This window comes from Microvirga medicaginis (assembly GCF_052658925.1).
The window spans coordinates 284,167-306,766 of sequence record NZ_JBQWEL010000003.1; the positions used below are offsets into that span (position 1 = coordinate 284,167).

22 protein-coding genes and 1 riboswitch are annotated in these 22,600 nt (G+C 63.1%); of the genes, 8 read left to right on the plus strand and 14 right to left on the minus strand.

Annotated features, from left to right (window positions below):
• Positions 1–3 precede the first annotated feature (3 nt).
• Positions 4–486, minus strand: coding sequence for a peroxiredoxin (locus ACUXUR_RS06525; RefSeq protein ID WP_445501535.1), 483 nt, complete (start codon positions 484–486; stop codon positions 4–6).
• Between the two features lie 40 nt (positions 487–526).
• Entirely contained in the window at positions 527–1,354 is an 828-nt protein-coding gene (locus tag ACUXUR_RS06530; RefSeq protein ID WP_445501536.1) for a protein-disulfide reductase DsbD domain-containing protein, read from the minus strand.
• Positions 1,355–1,460: 106 nt separating this feature from the next.
• Between ACUXUR_RS06530 and ACUXUR_RS06535 the strand changes: the two genes are divergently transcribed.
• Positions 1,461–2,072, plus strand: a complete 612-nt coding sequence (locus ACUXUR_RS06535) for a YqgE/AlgH family protein (protein WP_445501537.1) — start codon at positions 1,461–1,463, stop codon at positions 2,070–2,072.
• A gap of 14 nt (positions 2,073–2,086) precedes the next feature.
• On the opposite strand, the gene ACUXUR_RS06540 is transcribed toward ACUXUR_RS06535, so the two are convergent.
• The 11 genes from ACUXUR_RS06540 to coxB all read right to left on the minus strand — a co-directional run bounded on the left by ACUXUR_RS06540 (position 2,087) and on the right by coxB (position 14,434).
• Positions 2,087–4,969: an EAL domain-containing protein gene (locus ACUXUR_RS06540; protein WP_445501538.1), complete on the minus strand. Its 2,883-nt coding sequence runs from the start codon at positions 4,967–4,969 to the stop codon at positions 2,087–2,089.
• A gap of 197 nt (positions 4,970–5,166) precedes the next feature.
• Positions 5,167–6,450, minus strand: a complete 1,284-nt coding sequence (locus ACUXUR_RS06545; RefSeq protein ID WP_445501539.1) for a M16 family metallopeptidase — start codon at positions 6,448–6,450, stop codon at positions 5,167–5,169.
• A complete protein-coding gene (thrC, locus tag ACUXUR_RS06550; protein WP_445501540.1) occupies positions 6,447–7,862 on the minus strand; it encodes a threonine synthase in 1,416 nt (471 codons plus the stop codon). Before thrC ends, ACUXUR_RS06545 begins: the two co-directional genes overlap by 4 nt.
• A 73-nt stretch (positions 7,863–7,935) precedes the next feature.
• Positions 7,936–8,682, minus strand: a complete 747-nt coding sequence (locus ACUXUR_RS06555) for an SURF1 family protein (RefSeq protein WP_445501541.1) — start codon at positions 8,680–8,682, stop codon at positions 7,936–7,938.
• A complete protein-coding gene (locus tag ACUXUR_RS06560) occupies positions 8,679–9,050 on the minus strand; it encodes a DUF983 domain-containing protein (RefSeq protein ID WP_445501542.1) in 372 nt (123 codons plus the stop codon). The genes ACUXUR_RS06555 and ACUXUR_RS06560 overlap by 4 nt, the downstream gene beginning before the upstream one ends.
• A 103-nt stretch (positions 9,051–9,153) precedes the next feature.
• Positions 9,154–10,011 (minus strand): cytochrome c oxidase subunit 3, encoded by an 858-nt coding sequence (locus ACUXUR_RS06565; protein ID WP_445501543.1) that lies wholly within the window; start codon positions 10,009–10,011, stop codon positions 9,154–9,156.
• 68 nt (positions 10,012–10,079) lie between these two features.
• Positions 10,080–10,670, minus strand: coding sequence for a cytochrome c oxidase assembly protein (locus tag ACUXUR_RS06570; RefSeq protein WP_445501544.1), 591 nt, complete (start codon positions 10,668–10,670; stop codon positions 10,080–10,082).
• A 7-nt stretch (positions 10,671–10,677) separates the two neighbouring features.
• On the minus strand, positions 10,678–10,839 hold the full coding sequence (locus ACUXUR_RS06575; protein WP_165820001.1) for a hypothetical protein: 162 nt from the start codon (positions 10,837–10,839) through the stop codon (positions 10,678–10,680).
• A 5-nt stretch (positions 10,840–10,844) separates the two neighbouring features.
• Positions 10,845–11,801 (minus strand): heme o synthase, encoded by a 957-nt coding sequence (locus ACUXUR_RS06580; protein WP_445501545.1) that lies wholly within the window; start codon positions 11,799–11,801, stop codon positions 10,845–10,847.
• A 130-nt stretch (positions 11,802–11,931) separates the two neighbouring features.
• On the minus strand, positions 11,932–13,548 hold the full coding sequence (gene ctaD / locus ACUXUR_RS06585) for a cytochrome c oxidase subunit I (RefSeq protein WP_445501546.1): 1,617 nt from the start codon (positions 13,546–13,548) through the stop codon (positions 11,932–11,934).
• A 31-nt stretch (positions 13,549–13,579) separates the two neighbouring features.
• Entirely contained in the window at positions 13,580–14,434 is an 855-nt protein-coding gene (gene coxB, locus ACUXUR_RS06590; protein ID WP_445501547.1) for a cytochrome c oxidase subunit II, read from the minus strand.
• A 312-nt stretch (positions 14,435–14,746) separates the two neighbouring features.
• Here coxB and ACUXUR_RS06595 point away from each other — a divergent pair, with 312 nt between their 5' ends.
• Both ACUXUR_RS06595 and ACUXUR_RS06600 read left to right on the plus strand, forming a co-directional pair.
• Positions 14,747–15,259 (plus strand): invasion associated locus B family protein, encoded by a 513-nt coding sequence (locus ACUXUR_RS06595; RefSeq protein WP_445501548.1) that lies wholly within the window; start codon positions 14,747–14,749, stop codon positions 15,257–15,259.
• 30 nt (positions 15,260–15,289) lie between these two features.
• The gene (locus ACUXUR_RS06600) at positions 15,290–15,868 is read left to right on the plus strand and encodes a hypothetical protein (protein WP_445501549.1); all 579 of its coding nucleotides are present in this window, start codon (positions 15,290–15,292) and stop codon (positions 15,866–15,868) included.
• A gap of 19 nt (positions 15,869–15,887) precedes the next feature.
• Here ACUXUR_RS06600 and ACUXUR_RS06605 read toward each other — a convergent pair whose 3' ends face one another.
• Entirely contained in the window at positions 15,888–17,192 is a 1,305-nt protein-coding gene (locus ACUXUR_RS06605; protein ID WP_445501663.1) for a hemolysin family protein, read from the minus strand.
• A gap of 169 nt (positions 17,193–17,361) precedes the next feature.
• Positions 17,362–17,450, plus strand: a riboswitch (glycine riboswitch).
• A 161-nt stretch (positions 17,451–17,611) separates the two neighbouring features.
• On the opposite strand from ACUXUR_RS06605, the gene gcvT reads away from it, so the two are divergent.
• Genes gcvT through gcvPB form a run of 5 tightly spaced genes read left to right on the plus strand, consistent with a single transcriptional unit; the run spans position 17,612 to position 22,571 of the window.
• Positions 17,612–18,760, plus strand: a complete 1,149-nt coding sequence (gcvT, locus tag ACUXUR_RS06610) for a glycine cleavage system aminomethyltransferase GcvT (RefSeq protein WP_445501550.1) — start codon at positions 17,612–17,614, stop codon at positions 18,758–18,760.
• Positions 18,761–18,774: 14 nt separating this feature from the next.
• The gene (gcvH, locus tag ACUXUR_RS06615) at positions 18,775–19,149 is read left to right on the plus strand and encodes a glycine cleavage system protein GcvH (protein WP_116526737.1); all 375 of its coding nucleotides are present in this window, start codon (positions 18,775–18,777) and stop codon (positions 19,147–19,149) included.
• Positions 19,150–19,162: 13 nt separating this feature from the next.
• Positions 19,163–19,639 (plus strand): OsmC family protein, encoded by a 477-nt coding sequence (locus tag ACUXUR_RS06620; protein WP_445501551.1) that lies wholly within the window; start codon positions 19,163–19,165, stop codon positions 19,637–19,639.
• A 17-nt stretch (positions 19,640–19,656) separates the two neighbouring features.
• A complete protein-coding gene (gene gcvPA, locus ACUXUR_RS06625; protein ID WP_445501552.1) occupies positions 19,657–20,997 on the plus strand; it encodes an aminomethyl-transferring glycine dehydrogenase subunit GcvPA in 1,341 nt (446 codons plus the stop codon).
• Positions 20,997–22,571: an aminomethyl-transferring glycine dehydrogenase subunit GcvPB gene (gene gcvPB, locus ACUXUR_RS06630; RefSeq protein ID WP_445501553.1), complete on the plus strand. Its 1,575-nt coding sequence runs from the start codon at positions 20,997–20,999 to the stop codon at positions 22,569–22,571. The genes gcvPA and gcvPB overlap by 1 nt, the downstream gene beginning before the upstream one ends.
• Positions 22,572–22,600 lie beyond the last annotated feature (29 nt).

Consider the following 22,600-nt stretch of genomic DNA (forward strand, 5'->3'; position numbering starts at 1 on the left):
GGATCAGAGATCCTTCAGGATGTTCTCCGCGCCCGAGACCTGGGCCTTGGACGGCGTGTCTTCCACGTTGACCGCCTTCACCACGCCGTCCTCCACCACCATCGAATAGCGCTGGGAGCGCAGGCCAAGGCCGAAGCCGGAGCCGTCCATGGTCAGCTTGATCGCCCTGGCGAAGTCGCCGTTGCCGTCCGACAGGAACTCGATGCCCTCGGCACCCGAGGATTTGGCCCAGGCGTCCATGACGAAGACGTCGTTGACGGCGGTCACCAGGATGGCATCGACGCCCTTCGCCTTGATCTCCTCGGCGCGCTGCACATAGCCGGGCAGGTGGTTGCGGTGGCAGGTGGGGGTGAAAGCGCCCGGAACCGCCACGAGCACAACTTTACGCCCCTTGAAGAGGTCGTCCGTCGTCTTCGCAACCGGTCCGTCCGGGGTCATGACGCGGAACGTGACCTGGGGAAGGCGTTCTCCAACCTGAATGGCCATGCACAATGCTCCAAAGCTGTTTTGTTAGGATCGCTCTTCACTAGCGCGGCTGTCCGCCGCCGTCGAGGCTCACCTGCGTCTCGATGGCCTTGTCCCCGGCAACCAGCGTCAGCGTCAAAGGAACCGGGCCGGATGCGTCCTTTGGCCTTTCCTCGACCGACACGGTAAAGCGGTTGTCCGCATTGACCGTCGAGGTCGAGACGTACCAGCCCTCCGGCGCCTCCGCAAAGAGAACGGGCTTTGTGCCTGATGGCGCCCGAACGGCGACATTCAGGGCGGGCTTGTCACCGCCGGCCGGTTGGACCGACAGCACCGCCAGATTGCCCTTGGCTCCGACAGGTTGCTGAGGAGGCACCTTGGCCATGGCCTCTTCAATGGCCCTGCGGTCAGGGCCGTCTTCCGAGAGCGGTACGTTCAGTTCTGCATGGGCCGGGATGCAGATATCCTTGCAGATGCCGTAATCGACGGTCAGCGCCAGCTTGACCGGTTTGTCCGCCGCTGCGGGTTTGACCACGACCGGCAGGACGACCTTGTGGCTGTAGACATGGGCGACACCGGCCGCATCTTCATAGCGTTTGGGGGCGGGCCAGCGTACATCGACGCTGGCCACGTTCTCCGAGGCCGACCAGTCGAAGCGCGGCGGCAAGCCCGATTCACCGGGATTGCGCCAGTAGGTCTTGAAGCCCTGGTCGAGGGTGATCTCGATGCCGGCGAGCCATGTCTCTCCCTGCTTGCCGCCCGACAACAGACGGACCTGCGAGTGGAACCCCTGCGATGATGGTGCGGAGGCGAGGGGCTGTCCAAACGCGGAGAAAAAGGACAGAATCACGAAAATGGCTGATGCGGCGATGCGGAATGTGGTTGTCATGGAACTGACGCCTCCCTGAGGCGCTTCCCTTATGCGTTTTTTCATCGGGTCTGCCATCCACGATCCCGTGATCGGGTTGTCGGCCCAGCAAGGCAGATTTCGAGACATGAGCTTTCAGCAAACCTCATATGGCGCCGGATCTCCCTATCTCGACGGGCAAGTGCTCGTGGCGATGCCCGGCATGATGGACGAGCGCTTCGCCCGCGCGGTGATTTATATCTGCGCCCATTCGCCGGAGGGCGCGATGGGGATCATTCTCAACCGCCCTGCCGCAAACGTGAACATGCGGGATCTCCTGGTCCAGCTCGAGATCGTGCCGGAACTGGAGCGGATCCATATGCCGGAGCAGGTGGGGCGCATACAGGTTCTGATGGGCGGCCCCGTGGAGACAAGCCGCGGCTTCGTGCTGCATTCGCCCGATTTCCACCTTGCCCAGTCTACGCTGCCCATCGATGACAGTGTGTGCCTGACCGCCACCATCGATATCCTGCGCGCGATCGCTCAGGGACGCGGCCCGAAGAATGCGATTCTGGCCCTCGGCTATGCGGGCTGGGGCGCGGGCCAGCTCGAAATCGAGATGCAGGCCAATGGTTGGCTGAACTGTCCCGCCGATGCCGAGCTCATCTTCAGCACGCCTGCCGACATTCGCTATGAAATGGCTCTGCGCCGGATCGGCATCGAGCCTGCCATGCTCTCGATGGAAGCCGGCCACGCTTGATGTTTTCTGATGTTTCAAGCGGCTTCTGTGGTTGCCGCACCCACGAGCTGGCGAGCTTGCAGGACTGACATCGGCTCGCCGAAGACGGGGCCCTGCGCGTATTCGCAGCCGAGCTGATAGAGCTCGATGGCTTCCGACTCGCTCTCCGCACCTTCCGCGACGATCTCCATGCCGAGCTCATGCGCCATCTTGATGATAGAACGCAGGATGACCGGATTGCCGGAGGCCATCTGGCGTACGAAGGACTCATCGATCTTGATCGTATCGAACGGGAAACGCAGCAGATAGGACAGGGCGGAATAGCCCGTTCCGAAATCGTCGAGCGAGAGCCCGGCACCGAGATCCCGCAGACGTGCCAACATCTGGGCCGAGTATTCCGGATTCTCCATGACGAGGCTTTCCGTCATCTCGATCTTGAGAGAGCCAGGCAAAACGCGGGTGCGGGCGATGACGGTCTTCACTTCCTGCAGCAGATCGTGGCGCAGGAGGTGATGGCTCGACATGTTGATGCTGGCGAAGATCGGCGGCTCGACTTCGAGAGCATTCTGCCAGATGGCGAGCTCCCGCGCCGTCTGCTCCAGCAGGAAAACGCTCAGCTTGATGATGAGGCCCGTCTCCTCCGCAATCGACAGGAAGTCATTGGGAGAGATGCGGCCCAGGCGCGGGTGATCCCAGCGCAGCATGGATTCGAAGCCTGCGATGGTTCGGTCCTCAAGCCGCACGATGGGCTTGAACAGCACCTTCATTTCGTTGCGGTCGAGCGCGTGGCGAAGGTCGCTTTCCATGGTGAAATGGTCGCTGCGATCCGAGCGCATGGTAGGGCGAAACACCTCGATGCGGTCGCCGCCGTGACGCCGGGCATGAGCCATGGCGATCTCCGCGTTGCGCAGAACTTCTTCGCGTCGCGCGGCGATCTGCGGATCGTGCAGGGCGATGCCGATGGAGGCGGTGAGGAAGATCTCGCGTTCGGCATAAGTCACCGGCGTGGTGACGATGCGCCGGACCATGTCGGCAAAAGCGATGATGCGGTCGGGTTCACGCTCCGAGAGCAGGATGATCGCAAATTCGACGCCTCCGATGCGCGCCAGCGTATCCTGCGGCTTGAGCAGGCGGCTCAGACGACGCGAGAGCGTGACCAGGATCGAGTCTCCGCCGGCATAGCCGGATTGATCGTTCGCATCCTTGAACTTGTCGATGTCGATGACGAGCACGGTCGGACGCAAGGAATCGTCCTGGCTCGCGAATGTCAGAGCAGCCTCAAGTCGATCATAGAAGAGCTGGCGGTTCGGCAGGCTCGTCAGGTTGTCGTGCACGGCATCGAGGAGCAGCCGTTCCTCGGCAGTCTTGCTGCTGGTCACGTCCGCCAGCGTTCCGACGATGCGGATCACCTCGCCATCGGAGCCGATCACCGGACGCGCCTTGAGGCGGAACCAGTGATGCGCATTCGAGGAAGAGCGCAGACGGAAATCCTGCACGAGGCGTCCACGGCGTTGCTCGATCACCGTGTCGAACGCGAGCCGATAGCGGTCCTTGTCGAAGGGGTGGATCAGGTCGAGCCACGCGGAAGCAGGGCCTTCGAGAGCGCCGCGCTTCAGGCCCAGCTGGTGCTCGATCTCGGGACTGACGAAGATGTTGTCGGACACCACGTCCCAATCGAACACGATGTCGCCGGATCCCGCGAGCGCCAGCGCGCGGCGCTCCGTGTCGTTAACGAAGCCGCGCGCGAAGCCGCCGCCCGCGAAAGCGTGCTGCATCACGGTAAAGCCGATAAGCATGACGATCAGCACCAAGCCGCCGATCAGGGCAGGCGGCGCGAGATCGGAGGTGAGGTGACCCAGAACCGTGAAGCTTGCAGCCACCGTCCAGGCGATCAGCAGAAGCCAGGTGGGCACGAGCATGATGGCGCGGTCATAGCCGTGCGTCGCGAGATGGATCACCAACACGAAGCCGATGCCGGCGACCGCCGCAATCGACATGCGCGCGACGCCGGACGCCACGGAGGCATCGACGACCGCAAGCAGCAGCAGCGCGCCGAGGAAGGCGAGCCAGAAGGCCGTCACGTGGCTGTAGCGTACATGCCAGCGGTTCAGGTTGAGATAGGCGAAGAGGAACACGAGCAGGGTCGCCGCCAGCACAGCTTCGGCGCCTGCGCGATAAATCTGCTCCGTGACCTCGGAGATTGGGAACACGCGCTGGAAGAAGCCGAAATCGATGCTGGCATAGGCCAGAACCGCCCAGGCCAGCGCTGCCGCGGCCGGGAAAATCAGTGCTCCCTTCACCACGAATACGATGGTGAGGAACAGGGCGAGCAGACCGGCGATGCCGATGATAATGCCCTTGTAGAGCGTCAGGCCGTTGACGCGCTCCTTGTAGGCGGCCGCATCCCACAGGTGGAGCTGAGGCAGGTTATCGGTCCGAAGCTCGGCCACGAAGGTAACGGTGGTGCCGGGATCGAGCGTCATGAGGAAGACGTCGGCGTCGGGGCTGTCGTCCCGCTCAGGCCGGATGCCCTGGCTGGCGGTCACTGCAGCGATGCGCGAGGCACCGAGATCAGGCCAGATCACGCCGGAGTCGGTGAGCCGGAAATGCGGGGCCACGAGCAAGCGGTCGATCTGTTCGTCGGTATCGTTGGTGAGCGCGAAGACGATCCAGTCGGGGCGGGTTCCCGCCTCGCGCGCCTTCACGGCGATGCGGCGCACGATGCCGTCGCGTCCAGGAGCCGTTGAAATGCGGATCTCGTCACCATCGGACTTGTACCGCTCGATAGCAGGGGTCAGGTCGATGGCCTTCATCTTCGGGTCGATGCGCACGGATTCCACCGCCCAGCCGGCTGTCGGCCAGGCGAGCCCCATGAATGCCGCCAAAAGAAAGGCTATGGCGAAAGATACGATCCGCACTGCTTCGGTTCTTTCGTCCGGTCCAAAAGTCGAAGGCGAATTGGTACCGGTCAGGGAGCTTGAGGGCAAGCCGAAGCCTGTACAGGCCCCCACTTGTCCGCATGACTCAGTTGTTATCGTTAACCACGCGCATGGAGCCAGTTTGCGGCGGGATTGAGGAGAAATGGATATGACGTTGCGGCAGGCGACAAAGGAAATCAGCCGCGCATGACCGCCATGATGGCCTCCAGAGAGGGCAGGCCTTTGATGGGGCCGATGGCCGCCACGGTCGGATTGCCCTGCAGGAGGCGACGACCCGCTTCACGGACATGCTCCTGATCGAGGGCGTCCACTTTCTTCACGATCTCATCGCTGCCCACGATTCTCCCCCAGGAGAGGAGCTGGCGCGCCATGCGCTCGATCCGCCCGCCCGGCGTCTCGAGAGCCGTCAGCAAGGCCACCTTCATCTGCGCCTTGGCGCGGATCATCTCGATTTCGCTGATATCCTGCGTGGCTTGGCGCATGCAGTCGAGCGTGACCTTCGTGAGCTCCTTTACATCTGACGCCGCCGTTCCAGCGCCGATGCCGAAGAGGCCGCAATCGGAGAAGGGCCAGTGGAAGGAGTCGATGGAATAGGCGAGGCCTCGCGTCTCACGCACCTCGTGCCAGAGACGAGAGGTCAGACCTCCGCCGAGGATATGGGCGAAGAGATGCGTGGCGTAGTAACCGGGATCCTTGAACGAAAGGCCTGGCAGGCCGAGCACGATGTTGGCCTGCTCCAACTTGCGCGCAATGCGCCGCTCGCCGCCCGTGTAGTATCCGGTTTCCGGTGCACGAATCTCGGTCGCGGGCATCGCGCCGAAGAGGCGCTCGGCGGCATCCACGATCTGCGCGTGGTCCACGTTGCCGGCTGCGGCAAGCACCATCTTCGCGGGAATGTACTCGCGCGCGAGGAAGGCGCGGATCGTGTCCGCGTCGAAGCTCCTGATCGTGTCGGGGGGGCCGAGGATCGGGCGGCCCACAGGCTGGCCCGCAAAGGCCGTTTCCATGAAAGCGTCGTAGATCAGGTCGTCCGGCGTATCCTCGACGGCGGCGTATTCCTGCAGGATCACGCCTTTCTCACGCGCCAGCTCTGCTTCATCGAACACGGAGTTGATGAGAATGTCGCCGAGCACGTCGAGAGCGACGTCCACGTTCTCGCCGAGCACGCGTGCGGTGTAGCTCGTATATTCGACGCTGGTCGCGGCGTTGATGTCTCCGCCCACGTTTTCAATGTCTTCCGCAATCTGTCGTGCGGACCGGCGTGCCGTGCCCTTGAAGGCCATGTGCTCGATGAGATGCGAGAGGCCATGCTCATGCGCCTGCTCGTTCCGCGATCCGGTGCCGACCCACACGCCGAGCGTGGCGGTGGCGATTTCCGGCATGCGCTCGGTCGCGACCGTCAGGCCGTTGGACAGCCTTGTGATGTCGACCCGCTTCTCGCGGACGAAGTGTTCGTTCATGCAGATGCGCCTTTGATGGCCCGGGCACGCTCGCGAATGAAGCGCTCTACCGCAGCCTGATCATTCGGGAGAACCGAGAAGCTCTCCTGACGCTCCATCAGATCAGCCATGTGCGGCGGAAGTGCGGGGCGAATGCCCGTGGCGCGCTCGACCGCATCGGGGAACTTGGCCGGATGCGCAGTGGACAGCGCGACGACCGGCACCTCAGGCTTTTCTTTCAAGAGCGCGCGGCCAGCGCACATGCCGACGGCGCTGTGCGGATCGAGCACATAGCCTGTGGTGCGATAGGTCTGGGCCATTTCGTCCATGACCTTCGCCTCATTTACGGCCTCGGCCGAAAACTCCTCGCGGATCCGGGCGAGGGGAGCTGCTTCGATCATGAAGGAGCGCGACTGGTGAAGGCTTGCCATCAGGCGGCGGATCGCTTCGCCGTTGCGATCATAGGATTCGAACAGAAGGCGCTCGAAGTTCGAGGAGATCTGGATATCCATCGACGGCGAGGTCGTGGGCTCGACGCCCTTGATCTCGTAAGCGCCGGAACTCAGCGTGCGCGCCAGGATGTCGTTGGCATTGGTGCCGATCATCAGGCGGTCGATGGGCAGGCCCATGCGCTTGGCGACCCAGCCTGCGAGAATGTCGCCGAAATTGCCGGTGGGCACAGAAAAGGAGATGGGGCGGTGCGGGCTGCCGAGGGCTACGGCTGCGGTAAAGTAGTACACGGCCTGCGCCGCGACACGGGCCCAATTGATGGAGTTCACGCCCGAAAGCTGCAGCTCGTCGCGGAAGCGGGCGTTGTTGAACATGCCCTTCACCATGTTCTGGCAATCGTCGAAGGTGCCTTCGACCGCGAGCGCATGCACGTTCGGCGAAGCCACCGTCGTCATCTGGCGGCGCTGCACGTCCGACACGCGGCCATGCGGGTAGAGGATGAAGATATCAACTTGATCGAGGCCCTTGAAAGCCTCGACCGCGGCGCTGCCCGTATCGCCGGAGGTCGCGCCGACGATGGTGGCGCGGGCGCCGCGGTTTTTAAGCACATGGTCCATGAGGCGACCGAGCAGCTGCATCGCCACATCCTTGAAGGCGAGCGTTGGGCCGTGGAAAAGCTCAAGCACGAAGAGATTGTCGCCAAGCTGCGTCAGCGGGCACACGGCGGCGTGGCGGAACGAGGCATAGGCCTCGTCGATCATCCGGCTGAGATCGGCCTCGGAAATATCGCCGTCCACCAGCGGGCCGAGCACGGCCTTGGCGACCTCTGCGTAGGGTTTCCCGGCAAAGCCTTTGATCGTGTCCGCCGTGAGGCTCGGCCATGTTTGAGGCATGTAGAGGCCGCCGTCCCTCGCAAGGCCGGTCAGAAGCGCATCGGAAAAGCCAAGCGCGGGAGCTTCCCCGCGGGTCGAGACATGGAGCACGATCAATCTCCTGGAAATGCGGCGGGACAATAGGAGGAGCGGCCGATTGCGGCAAGCCGCTTCTGGAGCAGCATCACCCCTTGATGCGCTTCCAGGCGAAGGCCCCGAACACGCCGACGAGGGTGAGCGCGATGCCGTACCAGGTGAGTGCGTATTGCAGGTGGTTGTTGGGCAGCGTGAGCTGTGTCTGCCCGCCGCGCGGCCAGCCGCCTGGATTGGGCGTCGCATCCGCATCGATCAGGAAGGGGGCGCCACGCTCCAGCTTGCGGGCGTCGGCGATGGCCTGGGGATCGCGGGCGAACCAGAGATTCTTCTGCGGCTCATCCTTCGGCGTGAAGGCGTTGCGCGCCTCGGGCGCCCGGACGAGTCCCGTGATGGTCACATCGCCTTGCAGCTGACCCTGTAGGCGGGTGGCGGGATCCTTCAGATCCGCGGGCACGAAGCCGCGATTGACGATGACGATGGCGCCCGTGGCGAGCTTGAGCGGCGTGAGGATGTAATAGCCCTGGACGGGCGCGCCCTGCCGCGCTCCGGGAGCGAGGCCATAGACCGGCGCCTCGAGGTCGTGCAGGAAGGTGCCCGTGACGCGAACCTTCCGGAACTCATCCTGGTCCGCACGCCAAGTGGTCCATTCCGCTTCGGGAACGATCGAGCCCGGCTCGCCATAGGCGCGGGTCTCGATCTGTTCGATCAGGCTCTCCTTCCAGGCCTTGCGCTGGAGCTGCCAAGTGCCGAGGCCGATGAGGATCGCAAGGGCAATGAGGGTCGCGAGCGTCGGCAGAAGGAGCGAGCGGCCCTTGTGCTGGCTGGCGGCACTCACTTCTGGATGCGCCCTTCCTCGGCCTTGTGGTGATATTGAAGCGCCACCAGAACGCCCTTGGAAGGTCGCACGAGCGCAAGGCTCAAGATAATGCTCAAGGCAGACCACAGGACGAGGTGGAGCCAGATCGGCGGGGAGAAGGCGAACTCGGCCCAGAGAGCGAGACCAATCACCACGATGCCGACGATGGACATGACGAAGAAGGCGGGGCCGTCTCCCGAATCGGCGAAGGCGAAATCGAGACCGCAGACCTCGCATTTCGGGCGCACCTTCAGGAAGCCCTGAAACAGGTGGCCCTTGCCGCAACGGGGGCACAGGCCCTTGAGGCCGGTGATGACAGGCGAGGGAGCGGATTGATCTTGGGCCACGATGGTTCTCCGTGAGCAGACCTCTCGTCAGATGGTGAGGAGAGGCCGAAAAGCGAAGGGCGGCTCGAAAGCCGCCCCCGTAAAACAAGTTTCGTGCGCGGCTTTAGTGACCCGCCGCGTGGCCTCCGAAGCCCCACACATAGATGGAGGCGAAGAGGAAGAGCCAAACCACGTCAACGAAGTGCCAGTACCAAGCGGCGAACTCGAAGCCGAGATGCTGCTTGGGCGAGAAGTCGCCGCGATAGGCGCGCAGCAGGCAGACGGCCAGGAAGATCGTGCCGATGATCACGTGTGCGCCGTGGAAGCCCGTCGCCATGAAGAAGGTGGCACCGTAGATGTTGCCGCTGAAGCCGAAGGCAGCATGGCTGTACTCGTAGGCCTGCACGCAGGTGAAGATCATGCCGAGGATGACCGTGAGCCACAGGCCAGCCTTGAGGCCCTGGCGGTCGTTCTCGAGCAGAGCATGGTGCGCCCAGGTCACCGTGGTGCCGGAGGTCAGCAGGATCAGGGTGTTGAGCAGGGGCAGGTGCCAGGGATCGAAGGTCTCGATGCCCTTCGGGGGCCACACGCCGCCGAGAGCCTCGACGCGCGAGTAGAGCTGCGGATCGCCGGCATAGAGAGCTGCGTCGAAATAGGCCCAGAACCAGGCCGCGAAGAACATCACCTCGGAGGCGATGAACATCATCATGCCGTAGCGGTGATGGAGCTGAACCACACGGGTGTGCGAGCCGGTATTGGCCTCGCGCACAACGTCGCTCCACCAGGAGATCATGGTGTAGAGCACGCCGATGATGCCTGCGCCGAAGATGAAGGCGCCGATAGCCATGCCGGCGATGTGGATATCTTTCCACCAGGTCACGAACCCGGAGGCCATCAGGAAGGCGCTGATCGAGCCGATGAGCGGCCACGGGCTCGGATCAATGATGTGGTAATCGTGGTTCTTGGCGTGGGCCTCGGCCATTTCGTGTCGTCTCCGTGCCTCGAATGTGACTTCGCTTTAAGACGTTTCTGTCCCGCTTGTCACGTTCCTTATTGAACGGTGGGTTGGGTTGATGATGTCGCCTCCGCCACCGGCTTGCCCGCCTTGGAGGGGAAGTAGGTGTAGGAGAGGGTGATGGAAGAGAGGTCCTTCACGTCGGAATCCTGCGTCAGACGCGGATCGACATAGAACACGACCGCCGATTCCAGGCTCTCGCCCGGCTGCAGGGTCTGCTCGGTGAAACAGAAACATTCGAGCTTCGAAAAGTAGGTGCCTGCGAGATCCGGCTGCACGTTGTAGGTCGCAATGCCGGTGGCAGGTTTGTCGCCCGTGTTGGTGACCTTGTACATGACCGTCGTGGTCTCGCCGAGCTTCACCGTGATTTCCGGCTTCTCGGGCGAGAAGCGCCACTTCAGACCAGGAGCCACATTGGCGTCGAAGCGCACGGAAATCGTGCGGTCCAGAACGTCCGAATTGTTGCTGTCGCGGGCAATCGGCGTACCGTCGAAGCCGGTCACCTTGCAGAAGAGGTCGTAGAGCGGCACCGATGCATAGGCGAGTCCGATCATGCCCACGGCAATGCCGGCACAGGCGAGAGCCGTGCGATGTAACTTGCGCTGAGTGTGCGGTGCTTCAGACATGCTCAACTCACAGGGGCCGGTTCAGGACCTGGGGGCCCAGCTTCGCAATCGTGATTGCGAAAAGCAGGATGCAGAGAATGCCGAGCGTGAGGCCCAAAGCAATCGAACGCCGCCTGCGGCGCTGCTGTTCCTCAGGTGTGAGGTGGTAGGAGGAATTTTGGTCCGCCATGTGCTTCACCCCAGAACCGGATGGAAGAAGCCGAAGCCATGCTCCGCAAGGAGCGTGGCGAACAGCAGGAAGAGATAGAGAATCGAGAAGGCGAACAGCTGCTGGGCCACGCGCATGGCAGGCTCGCCCTGACGCAGGCGATAGACCTGAATTGCAAGGGCCAGCATGCCGAGACCGCCGACAAGCGAGATGATCGCGTAAGCGAGGCCGCCGAAGCCGAAGAACACCGGCGCCATGCCGAGCGGGGCGAGAAGCACCGTGTAGGCGAGAATCTGGAAGCGGGTGGAATCCGGGCCGGCGACGTTCGGCATCATCGGAATGCCGGCGCGTTCATAATCGCCGGACTTCACGAGAGCGAGCGCCCAGAAATGAGGCGGCGTCCACATGAAGATGATGGCAAACAGAATGACGCTGTCCCACGCCACATGACCGGTCACGGCTGCCTGCGCCACCACCGGAGGGAGGGCGCCTGCCGCACCGCCGATGACAATGTTCTGCGGTGTCGAGCGCTTCAGCCACATCGAGTAGATGACAACGTAGAAGAAGATGGTGAAGGCGAGCAGGCCAGCCGCCAGCCAGTTACTGGCGAGCCCTAAGATGAGCACCGAGCCGGCGGACAGGGTCAGGCCGAAGGCCAGGGCCTCGTTGGGCTGGATCTTGCCGGCGGGAATCGGACGCTTGCGCGTGCGGGTCATGACGGCATCGATATCCGCATCCCACCACATGTTGAGGCAGCCCGACGCGCCGCCGCCAACGGCGATCATCAGCAGGGACACGAAAGCGAGGAGGGGATTCACATTCGGATGGCTGACGACCATGCCGACGAGCGCCGTGAACACGACGAGAAACATCACGCGCGGCTTCAGCAGGGCGAAGAAGTCGGACACGTCGCCCTGTGAGAGGCCAGCTTGGGCTCGGCTCTTGGTTGGGGTCTCGGTCAAACTGTTCGACAGGGTGTTCATACTGATGATCTTCCGAAACGCTGAAGAATGAGGCTCGAGAGCCTCTCGATGTCAGCTCCTCGCCGGAAGGCTTCGCTTGCCGAAGCCCTCGGGGGAGGAGCGGGCGGCGTTTGCCGCCCGGCTCAGCCGATTAGTGGCCCGTCTCGACGATGCGGGGCAGGGTCTCGAACTGGTGGAACGGAGGCGGAGAGGACAGGGTCCATTCCAGCGTCGTCGCACCTTCGCCCCACGGATTGCCGGCAGCCTTCTCCTTGCGGATGAGAGCGTAGATCACCCCGATCGTGAAGAAGATCACGCCCGCGAAGAAGATGTAGGCGCCGATCGAGGAGACCAGGTTCCAGCCGGCGAAGGCATCCGGATAATCCGCATAACGGCGCGGCATGCCGGATAGGCCGAGGAAGTGCATCGGGAAGAACAGCACGTTGGCTCCGATGAAGGAGATCCAGAAATGCACCTTGCCGATCCACTCGGGCAGCACGTAGCCGGTGATCTTCGGGAACCAGTAGTAGACGGCTGCGAAGATCACGAACACGGCGCCGAGCGACAGCACATAGTGGAAGTGAGCCACCACGTAATAGGTGTCGTGCATGTAGCGGTCGACGGGAGCGTTCGCGAGCACGACGCCGGTGACGCCGCCCACCGTGAACAGGAACACGAAGCCGATCGCCCACTGCATGGCCGCCGTGAAGCGGATGGAGCCGCCCCACATGGTAGCGATCCACGAGAAGATCTTCACGCCGGTCGGAACCGCAATCACCATCGTGGCGAACACGAAGTAGGCCTGGGTCTGCAACGAGAGGCCGACCGTGTACATGTGGTGAGCCCACACGACAAAGCCGACGACGCCGATCGCCACCATGGCATAGGCCATGCCGAGATAGCCGAAGATCGGCTTCTTCGAGAAGGTGGAGATGATGTGCGACACGATGCCGAAGGCCGGCAGGATCATGATGTACACTTCGGGGTGGCCGAAGAACCAGAACAGGTGCTGGTAGAGCACCGGATCACCGCCGCCGGCCGGATCGAAGAAGGTCGTGCCGAAGTTGCGGTCAGTGAGCAGCATCGTGATCGCGCCTGCGAGAACCGGCAGCGAGAGAAGCAGCAGGAACGCGGTCACCAGCATGGCCCAAGCGAAGAGCGGCATCTTGTGCAGCGTCATGCCTGGAGCGCGCATGTTGAGGATCGTGGTGATGAAGTTGATCGCGCCCAGGATCGAGGATGCACCGGCAAGGTGCAGGGCCAGGATGCCGAAGTCGAGCGCAGGACCAGGATGACCAGCCGTCGAGAGCGGAGGATACACTGTCCAGCCGCCGCCAAAGCCAAGCGAGCCCGGAGCGCCTTCGACGAAGAGCGAGCAGAGCATCAGGCCGAAGGCCGCAACGGTGAGCCAGAACGAGATGTTGTTCATGCGCGGGAAGGCCATGTCCGGCGCGCCGATCATAAGCGGGACGAACCAGTTGCCGAAGCCGCCGATGAGGGTGGGCATCACCAGGAAGAACACCATGATGAGGCCGTGACCCGTCACGAAGACGTTGAACGCCTGCGGATTGGAGAAGAACTGCAGGCCGGGCTCCTGGAGTTCCAGGCGCATACCGATCGACAGAAGACCGCCGATGATGCCGGCCGTGAAGCCGAAGAGGAGGTAGAGAGTGCCGATATCCTTGTGGTTCGTGGAATAGAACCAGCGGCGCCAGAAGCCGGGATGATCGTGGTGATCCGCGTGAGCGGCATCAGCTGCATGTGCCATGATGAGACCTCTATGGTCCTTGCTTTTTAAATTACTGAGCGTTCGCGAACTTGATCGGTGTCGTGTCTTCCGTGGAAGCATAACGCTGCTTCGCCTCGGCGAGCCAAGCGGCATATTGCTGCTCGCTCACGACGCGGATTTCGATCGGCATGTAGGGGTGTCCGTTGCCGCAGAGCTCCGAGCACTGGCCGTAATAAACGCCTTCCTTGTCGGCCTTGAACCAGGTTTCGTTCAGGCGTCCCGGAACGGCATCGACCTTGATGTAGAAGGACGGAAGCGCGAAGGAGTGGATCACGTCCGCCGAGGTCACCTGAACGCGCACGACCTTGCCGACCGGCACGACCATGGCGTTGTCGGCGCCGAGCAGGCGCGGCTGGTCAGGCTTGCGGGCGCTGTCCTCGGTGATCATGTTCGAGTCGAATTTGAAGCCGCCCTGATCGGCCGGATACTCGTAGCCCCAGTACCAGGAATAGCCGGTGGCCTTGATCACCACGTCGGCCTGCGGCGGAACCAGCTGCTGGCGCAGGAGGCGGAAGGAGGGGATTGCAATGGCCACGAGGATCAGCACCGGAACGATGGTCCAGGCCACCTCGAGGAGCGTGTTGTGCGTGGTCCTGGAAGGAACCGGGTTCTTCCGCTCGTTGAAACGGGCGACGATCGTGAGAAGCAGCGCCAGCACGAAGAGGCAGATCACGGCGATCAGCCAAACCAGGTAAGTGTGGAAGTTGGACACGCTCTGTCCCAACTCGGTCACCATCTCCTGCATGCCGGTTTCCCAAGGGGAGGGGCGGCCTGCGGCGGCCCATGCCTCACTTATGCCCAACACAAGTGCGACCGCTGCCGTGGAGAGGGCGGTCACCGATCGACGTCCAGTCTCGATCCGCATCGGCGTTCCAAAGCTCCTAAGATTATGATGGCCGGGCGGCCACGAAAGCATAAAGGGGATGATACGGGCGTGCGAATAGCGGCGCCCGGCTTGCGCCATCACCTTTGATGTATGTCAAAGACCACAGGATGCGCCGAAGCGCAACGGTGCTAAGGTCGCAATTTGTGCGTCATAACCGCCAAAAGCGTTTGTGATCCCCACTTATCCCCTCTCGCTTGACATTATGGCCCCGACCATGGTCCCAACAGGCCAAAGATTGGGATCGAAGCGGCCGCGCCGCTGCCCTTGAAAAGGTTCAAGAAGGAGAAACCGATGGGCGTGTCACGATGGGTCCGCTATGGGGCGGCAGCATTCCTGGGTCTTTCGACCTTCGCCGCCGCAGCTGGCGCCAATGCCCAAGGCATGGTGAAGAATACCTATGGCGACTGGCAGATGCGCTGCGAGACTCCTGCGGGAGCCACTGCCGAGCAATGCGCTCTCGTGCAGAATGTCGTCGCGGAAGATCGTCCGAATGTCACGCTCGTCATTATTGTGTTGAAAACCGCCGACGGCAAAAGCCGGCTTCTTCGCGTCGTTGCGCCCCTTGGTATCCTCCTGCCGTCCGGCCTGGGCCTGAAGATCGACCAGACCGATATCGGCCGGGCTGGATTCGTGCGCTGCCTGGCTACGGGTTGCGTCGCCGAGGTTGTCATGGAAGATAATCTCATTAATCAGATGAAGACCGGGCAGTCCGCAACCTTCATCGTGTTCCAGACGCCTGAGGAGGGCATCGGTATTCCCGTGTCGCTGAATGGATTCGCGACCGGCTTCGATGCTCTGCCGTAAGGTCAGTAAGAGACAATCTGGGGGATTTGCATGGGTAAGGGTTCGGGTGCGAAGGCCGGTCTGGCATTTGCCGTGCTGGGCGTCTCCGTTCTGGCTGGATGCGCTGGTTCAGGTGAGACCGGCAGCATGGGCATCGGCGAAATGCTCTTAACCGGCGGTGCTATCCAGGCCCCGGCCCAGGTCCGGCCGATGGACGACGTCTACTGCCCGCCGGTCACCATTGCCGAAGGCGGCTCCGCCATTCAGGCCTATTCCGGCGGCCGCGCCGGCGACTCATCGGCCCTGCGCAGCCAAGTTTCCATCAGTAATGTCGCCCGCGAATGCGTGGGCCAGCCTGATGGCTCCACCCTCGTGAAGGTGGGTGTCGAGGCGCGCGCTCTTCTGGGCGTCGGTGGCGCCGCGGGCCGCTACAACGTTCCGGTGCAGATCGTGGTGACGGATGGCTCGACCGTGATCGCCAATCGCAGTCGCGCTGCCGTGGCAGCCATTCCGGCCGGCGGCACGCAGGCGAGCGTGGCAGTGGTGGAAGACGGCATTGTGGTGCCTGCGTCACGCGCCAACTCCTTCGAGATCGAAGTTGCTCTCGGCGGCAGGGGCTGGCGCGGTTAATCTACATCGCTTTCCCTGGTTAATAGAGAGCTGAGGAGCCGGCCCTCTGATTCAGAGGGCTGGCGAGCACCTTGTCGATTCGGCGCTCGTCCAGGTCGATCACCTCGAAGCGCCATCCTAGCATTTCCACATGCTCGCCCGTTGCGGGCAGGTGCTGCAATTCGCTGATCACCAGACCGCCGACCGTATGATAATTGCGGGGTTCGGGCAGGGTGACCCCCAGAATATCCGCCATTTCATCGACAGGCATGGAGCCAGCGAGCAGCCAGGAACCATCCTCGCGCCGGGTGGCATCGGGCTCAGGTGCCTCGCCATCCGAGCGGAAGGCGCCGACGATGGCCTCCAATGCATCCGCCGGGGTCACAAGTCCTTCGAAATGGCCGTATTCGTCATGAACGAGAGCCATGGGCACTTCCGAGTCGCGCAGCATCGCGAGCGCATCCAGGGCATAGAGCGTATCGGGAATGACGGGGGCCTGTTGGATCTGAGCACGAATATCGAGCGGCTGGCCCGACAAGAGGGCCGCCAATAGAGCGCGCGACTGGACGACACCGATGATGTTGTCCGGCGAGCCTTCGCTCACGGGGAGGCGCGAATGAGGGGTCTCGATCAAGAGAGTGCGGATGGTTTCCTCATCGTCGTCGAGGTCGATCCAGTCCACATCAGTGCGCGGGGTCATGAGGCCGCGCACCGTCCGGTCGCCGAGACGCAGGACGCCGGAAATCATGCGGCGCTCCTCCTCCTCGATCACACCCGCGCTCTCGGCCTCGCCGACGAGCATCTTGATCTCTTCTTCCGTCACCGTCGTCTCATCCCCGGAGGACGGGCCGAACAGGCTGAAGATCAGGCGGGTGGAGGCGTTCAGCAGCCAGACGGCGGGGGCGGCAACCTTGGAGAGCACCAGCATCATGGGTGCCATGGAGCAGGCGATGCCTTCCGGATGGCGCAGGGCGAGCTGCTTCGGCACGAGCTCGCCGATGACGATGGAGAGATAGGTGATGAAGCCGATGACCAGGCCGAAGCCGAGCGGCTCCGCCGCGGCTTCCGGCATGCCTTGCGCTATGAGAAACTGGGTCAGCTTGTCGCCCAGGGCCGCGCCCGAAAACGCACCGGCCAGGATGCCGACGAGCGTGATTCCGATCTGGACGGTGGAGAGAAAACGCCCCGAATCCTCCATCAGCGCCAGGGCGGTATTGGCCCCGGAGCGGCCCTGTTCGGCCATGGCTTTCAGACGGGGCCTGCGGGCGGACACGATGGCGAGTTCTGAAAGCGCGAAGACGCCGTTCAGAGCGACGAGAGCAAGAGCGATGACCAGTTCGAGCAACGGTGCCAGGAGCTGCCGACCGGATCGGGCCGCGCTTTCCCCCTTCTGTGAATGATGGCCTAACATGAGGGCTCGGAGGCCTGCCGTCAATTAAAGCGGGGAGATATTGATTGCGGCACCCTGCTTTGTTGACAGGACCGCTTTTCCTCTTCAGAGCTAAAGCAAGCTGATGATCCCCGCGGAAGAGACCGGGCTTTGCCCGGCGCCGAAGGCGCAACCGCCCCGGAAACGCTCAGGCCAAAGGACCGCGTGGGAGCTGGCACTCTGGAAAGCGGCGACGCTTGGAATAAGCGTCGCCCACCGACGGGCGTAACCTGCCGCTTAGAGCGGTTTGGGAAATCTCTCAGGTCTCGGGACAGAGGGGGCGCAAAGCAACGGGCCGCAAGGCTTGAAGAAACGCGCACCTTTGAGGGAATCCGATGGCCGAGCCAGCGCATAGCGACCAGCCGCTTCTGAAAACACCGCTTCATGCCGAGCACGTTGCGCTTGGCGCCCGCATGGTGCCCTTCGCCGGCTACGACATGCCCGTGCAATACCCCACCGGCATCCTGACAGAGCACAACTGGACCCGCGAGCATGCGGGTCTGTTCGACGTCTCCCATATGGGCCAGGCTTTCCTCATTGCCGAGGACAAGAGCCATGAGACGATCGCCAAAGCTCTCGAGGCGCTGATCCCGGCGGACGTGCTGAACCTCAAGCCCAACCAGCAGCGCTATTCGCAGCTGCTGGCCGATGATGGCGGCATCCTCGACGACCTCATGGTCACCCGTGTCGGTGCGCCGGGTCACGAGGGCTGGCTCTACCTCGTCGTAAACGCTTCAATGAAGGATGCCGATTACGCGCATATCCAGGCGCGCCTGCCGAAAGGCGTGAGCCTCAAGCGCAAGGACGAACTTGCGCTCATGGCGCTGCAGGGCCCGTCCGCCGAAGGCGTGCTGGCGAAGCTTGCGCCTGCCGTTGCCGATCTGCCCTTCATGATGTCCGCCGACGTGCAGATCGATGGCATCTGGGTCCACGTTTCCCGCTCCGGCTACACGGGCGAGGACGGCTTCGAGATTTCCTGCAAGGCCGACGATGCGGCAATGCTTTGGAACAAGCTCCTCGCCGATCCTGAGGTGAAGCCCATCGGTCTCGGCGCGCGCGACTCGCTGCGCCTCGAAGCGGGCCTGTGCCTCTACGGCCACGACATCGATACCACCACGTCGCCCATCGAGGCGGGCCTGATCTGGTCGATCCAGAAGCGCCGCCGCGAGGAGGGAGGCTTCCCGGGCGCCGCGCGCATTCAGCGCGAGATCAAGGACGGGCCCGCCCGCGTGCGCGTCGGCCTCAGGCCGGAAGGCCGTGCTCCGGCGCGCGAGGGCAGCGTGATCACCACGCTCGACGGGCGCGAGGTTGGAATCGTCACCTCCGGCGGCTTCGGCCCCACCGTCAATGGCCCGGTCGCCATGGGCTATGTCTCGAAGGACGTGTCCGCCATCGGCACGGATCTTCATCTCGTCGTTCGCGGCAAGCCGCTGCCCGCCAAGGTGGCCGCCATGCCGTTCGCTCCGCATCGTTACAAGCGCTAATCCAGGGGAACACCATGACCACGCGTTACACCAAGGACCACGAATACATCCGCGTCGAGGGCGATGCCGGTATCGTCGGCATTTCCGACTACGCGCAGAGCCAACTTGGCGACGTCGTCTTCGTGGAACTGCCGAGCGTCGGTAAGACACTCTCGAAGGGCGATGAGGCCGCCGTCGTCGAGAGCGTGAAGGCTGCGAGCGAAGTCTACGCTCCGGTTTCCGGCGAGGTGGTCGAGGTCAACAGCGACCTCGAAGCCTCCCCCGGCACGGTCAACGAAGATCCGGCCGGTCGCGGCTGGTTCCTGAAAATCCGCCTCACGAATCCGAGCGAGCTCGATGGTCTCATGACCGAAGAGCAGTACCAGGAATTCGTGAAGTCGATTTCGTAAGAGAGCTGAACCGATGTCGCACGAATACACGGCCACAGTGCGTTGGACGCGCGGGGAGGGCGAGGCCTTTTCCGACAACCGTTACAGTCGCGGACATGTCTGGTCGTTTGACGGTGGCATCACGGTTCCGGGATCGGCATCGCCATCGGTGGTGCCGCTGCCCTTCTCCCGCGAAGATGCAATCGATCCCGAGGAAGCGTTCGTGGCGGCGGTGTCGAGCTGCCACATGCTCACCTTCCTCTCGATTGCCGCCAAGAAGCGCTTCGTCGTCGACCGATACGAAGACAAGGCTCTCGGCATCATGACGCCGAACGAGAAGGGCAAGCTCTTCGTCTCCAAAGTGACGCTCGATCCGGTGATCGAATTTTCCGGCGACAAACGCCCGAGTCCTGAACAGATCGCCGACATGCATCACCTCGCTCACAAGGAATGCTTCATCGCCAATTCCGTGCTCACGGAAATCGTGGTGGCGGGCGTTCCCTCGCACTAACCCAAGGTTTTTAGCCGATGCGTTATTTGCCTCTCTCCGACACCGACCGCAGCGAGATGCTCGCGCGCATCGGTATCAAATCGGTGGACGAATTGTTCGCCGATGTGCCGAAGAGCCTGCTTCTCAAGGAGCCGGTGGATCTGCCGCGCCGCAAGGGCGAATGGGAAGTGGAGCGCATCCTCTCCCGCATGTCCGCCAGGAACGTGCCGGCCTCCTCCGTGCCGTTCTTCGTGGGCGCGGGCGCCTACAAGCATCACGTTCCGGCCACTGTCGATCATCTGATTCAGCGCTCCGAGTTCCTGACGAGCTACACGCCGTATCAGCCGGAGATCGCTCAAGGGACGCTGCAATATCTCTTCGAGTTCCAGACTCAGGTGGCCGCGCTCACCGGCATGGAGGTGGCGAACGCCTCCATGTATGACGGCTCCACCGGCACGGGCGAGGCGGTGCTCATGGCGCATCGTGTCACCAAGCGCCGCAAGGCCGTGCTCTCCGGCGGCCTGCATCCGCATTACGCGGATGTGGTGCGCACCCTCTCCGACATGGCGAGCGACAGCGTCGTCACCATGCAGCCGGATGTTTCCGGCACTGAGGACATTCTCTCGCAGATCGACGAAAGCGTTTCTTGCGTCGTCGTGCAGTCGCCGGACGTGTTCGGCAACGTGCGCGATCTGAAGCCCATCGCCGACAAGGCGCACAAGCACGGAGCGCTGCTGATCGCGGTGTTCACGGAAGCCGTGTCGCTCGGCCTCGTTGCCTCGCCCGGCAGCCAAGGCGCCGACATCGTGGTCGGCGAGGGCCAGTCGATCGGCAACGCGCTGAATTTCGGCGGTCCTTATGTCGGCCTTTTCGCCACGCAGTCGAAGTTCATTCGCCAGATGCCGGGCCGCCTCTGCGGCGAGACGGTGGATGCGGACGGCAACCGCGGCTTCGTGCTCACCCTCTCCACCCGCGAGCAGCATATCCGCCGCGACAAGGCGACCTCGAATATCTGCACCAATTCAGGCCTTTGCGCGCTGGCCTTCACCATTCACATGACCTTGCTCGGCGAGGCGGGGCTCACGCGCCTTGCCCGCGTGAATCATGCGAATGCGATCAAGCTCGCCGACCAATTGGCTGGCGTGAAAGGCGTCGAGGTTCTCAACAAGACGTTCTTCAACGAGTTCACCGTGAAGCTCGCAAAGCCTGCGGCTGAAGTGGTCGAGCGGTTGGCCGAGAAAGGCGTGCTCGCGGGTGTGCCTGTCTCCCGCCTGCTACCGAATGCTGGCCTCGACAATCTGCTGCTCGTCGCTTCCACCGAAGTGAACACCGATGATGACCGCGCGGCTCTTGTCGCCGTCTTGAAGGAGGTTCTGTGATGTTGAACCGCCAGGGACGTCCCTCTTCCGCCGGTGAAACCGGCACCAATGCGCATCCGACCTTCACCGGCAACAAGGCGCTGGCGCAAATCGAGCCGCTGCTCTTCGAGATCGGCCGCTATGACACCACCGGCGTCGATATCGACGAGCCGGAGGCCTTCACGCCGCGCCTCGGTGGGCTGGAGCGCACGGAGGCCATCGGCCTGCCGGGTCTCTCCGAGCCCGAGACCATGCGCCATTACGTGCGCCTGTCTCAGATGAACTACGGCATCGACACCGGTCTCTTCCCGCTCGGCTCCTGCACGATGAAGCACAATGCACGGCTCAACGAGCGCATGGCGCGTCTGCCGGGCTTCTCCGACGTGCATCCGCTGCAGCCGGTTTCCACCGTGCAGGGCGCGCTGGAGCTCATGAACGAACTCGGCCGCTATCTCGTCACTCTCACCAACATGACGGCCGTTGCGCTTTCGCCGAAGGCGGGCGCGCATGGCGAATTGTGCGGCATGATGGCGATCAAGGCCGCCATCGAGGCGCGCGGCGAGGGCAAGACGCGTAACGTGGTGCTCGTGCCCGATTCGGCGCATGGCACGAACCCGGCAACCGCCGCGCTCATCGGCTTCGTCGTGAAGCCGGTGCCGGCCCGCGAGGACGGCTGGGTGCATGTGGAGGACGTCAAAGAGCGTCTTGGTCCGGATGTCGCCGCGATCATGCTGACAAACCCCAATACCTGCGGACTCTTCGAGCCGCAGGTGGTTGAGATTGCGAAGGCGATCCACGAGGCCGGCGCGTACTTCTATTGCGATGGGGCGAACTTCAACGCCATCGTGGGCAAGGCGAAGCCGGGCGATCTCGGCGTCGATGCCATGCACATCAACCTGCACAAGACCTTCTCGACGCCACATGGCGGCGGTGGTCCGGGCTCCGGCCCGGTGGTGCTCTCCGCGCGCCTCGCGCCTTACGCTCCGGTGCCGTTTGTGCGCGTGGGCAAGGACGGGTTCGAGCTGGTTGAACAAAACAATGAGGCCGGCGGCCCTGCCGCCCCGTTCGGCCGCATGACCGCCTTCCACGGTCAGATGGGCATGTATGTGCGTGCCCTGTCCTACATGCTCTCGCATGGTTCGGACGGCATGAAGCAGGCCTCCGAGGACGCCGTGCTCAACGCCAACTACATCCGCGCCGGTCTGTCGGATCTCCTCTCGCTGCCTTTCGGTGACAAGCCGTGCATGCACGAGGTTCTGTTCGACGATGCATGGCTGAAGGACACGGGCGTGACCACGCTCGATGTGGCGAAGGCCATGATCGACGAGGGCTATCACCCGATGACCATGTACTTCCCGCTGGTGGTGCACGGCGCGATGCTGATCGAGCCGACGGAGTCCGAATCGAAGTCGTCCCTCGACCTCTTCATCGCGACTTTGCGCGACCTCGCGATGGCCGCGAAGAACGGCGAGAAGGAACGCTTCACCGGCGCTCCCTACCACGCCCCGCGCCGCCGCCTGGACGAGACCCGCGCCGCCCGCAACCCGGTCCTCAAGTGGACGCCGCCTGCGCCTGTGGCGGAAGCGGCGGAGTAAGGTTCCCGAAAACTCAAATGCCCGGCCTT

What these genes read in the sequence shown, in the direction of transcription:
- ACUXUR_RS06525 (WP_445501535.1), bottom strand. Translation starts at nt 486, where the DNA reads ATGGCCATTCAGGTTGGAGAACGCCTTCCCCAGGTCACGTTCCGCGTC.
- ACUXUR_RS06530 (WP_445501536.1), bottom strand. Translation starts at nt 1,354, where the DNA reads ATGACAACCACATTCCGCATCGCCGCATCAGCCATTTTCGTGATTCTG.
- ACUXUR_RS06535 (WP_445501537.1), top strand. Translation starts at nt 1,461, where the DNA reads ATGAGCTTTCAGCAAACCTCATATGGCGCCGGATCTCCCTATCTCGAC.
- ACUXUR_RS06545 (WP_445501539.1), bottom strand. Translation starts at nt 6,450, where the DNA reads ATGAACGAACACTTCGTCCGCGAGAAGCGGGTCGACATCACAAGGCTG.
- ACUXUR_RS06565 (WP_445501543.1), bottom strand. Translation starts at nt 10,011, where the DNA reads ATGGCCGAGGCCCACGCCAAGAACCACGATTACCACATCATTGATCCG.
- ACUXUR_RS06570 (WP_445501544.1), bottom strand. Translation starts at nt 10,670, where the DNA reads ATGTCTGAAGCACCGCACACTCAGCGCAAGTTACATCGCACGGCTCTC.
- ACUXUR_RS06575 (WP_165820001.1), bottom strand. Translation starts at nt 10,839, where the DNA reads ATGGCGGACCAAAATTCCTCCTACCACCTCACACCTGAGGAACAGCAG.
- ACUXUR_RS06580 (WP_445501545.1), bottom strand. Translation starts at nt 11,801, where the DNA reads ATGAACACCCTGTCGAACAGTTTGACCGAGACCCCAACCAAGAGCCGA.
- ctaD (WP_445501546.1), bottom strand. Translation starts at nt 13,548, where the DNA reads ATGGCACATGCAGCTGATGCCGCTCACGCGGATCACCACGATCATCCC.
- coxB (WP_445501547.1), bottom strand. Translation starts at nt 14,434, where the DNA reads ATGCGGATCGAGACTGGACGTCGATCGGTGACCGCCCTCTCCACGGCA.
- ACUXUR_RS06595 (WP_445501548.1), top strand. Translation starts at nt 14,747, where the DNA reads ATGGGCGTGTCACGATGGGTCCGCTATGGGGCGGCAGCATTCCTGGGT.
- ACUXUR_RS06600 (WP_445501549.1), top strand. Translation starts at nt 15,290, where the DNA reads ATGGGTAAGGGTTCGGGTGCGAAGGCCGGTCTGGCATTTGCCGTGCTG.
- gcvT (WP_445501550.1), top strand. Translation starts at nt 17,612, where the DNA reads ATGGCCGAGCCAGCGCATAGCGACCAGCCGCTTCTGAAAACACCGCTT.
- gcvH (WP_116526737.1), top strand. Translation starts at nt 18,775, where the DNA reads ATGACCACGCGTTACACCAAGGACCACGAATACATCCGCGTCGAGGGC.
- ACUXUR_RS06620 (WP_445501551.1), top strand. Translation starts at nt 19,163, where the DNA reads ATGTCGCACGAATACACGGCCACAGTGCGTTGGACGCGCGGGGAGGGC.
- gcvPA (WP_445501552.1), top strand. Translation starts at nt 19,657, where the DNA reads ATGCGTTATTTGCCTCTCTCCGACACCGACCGCAGCGAGATGCTCGCG.
- gcvPB (WP_445501553.1), top strand. Translation starts at nt 20,997, where the DNA reads ATGTTGAACCGCCAGGGACGTCCCTCTTCCGCCGGTGAAACCGGCACC.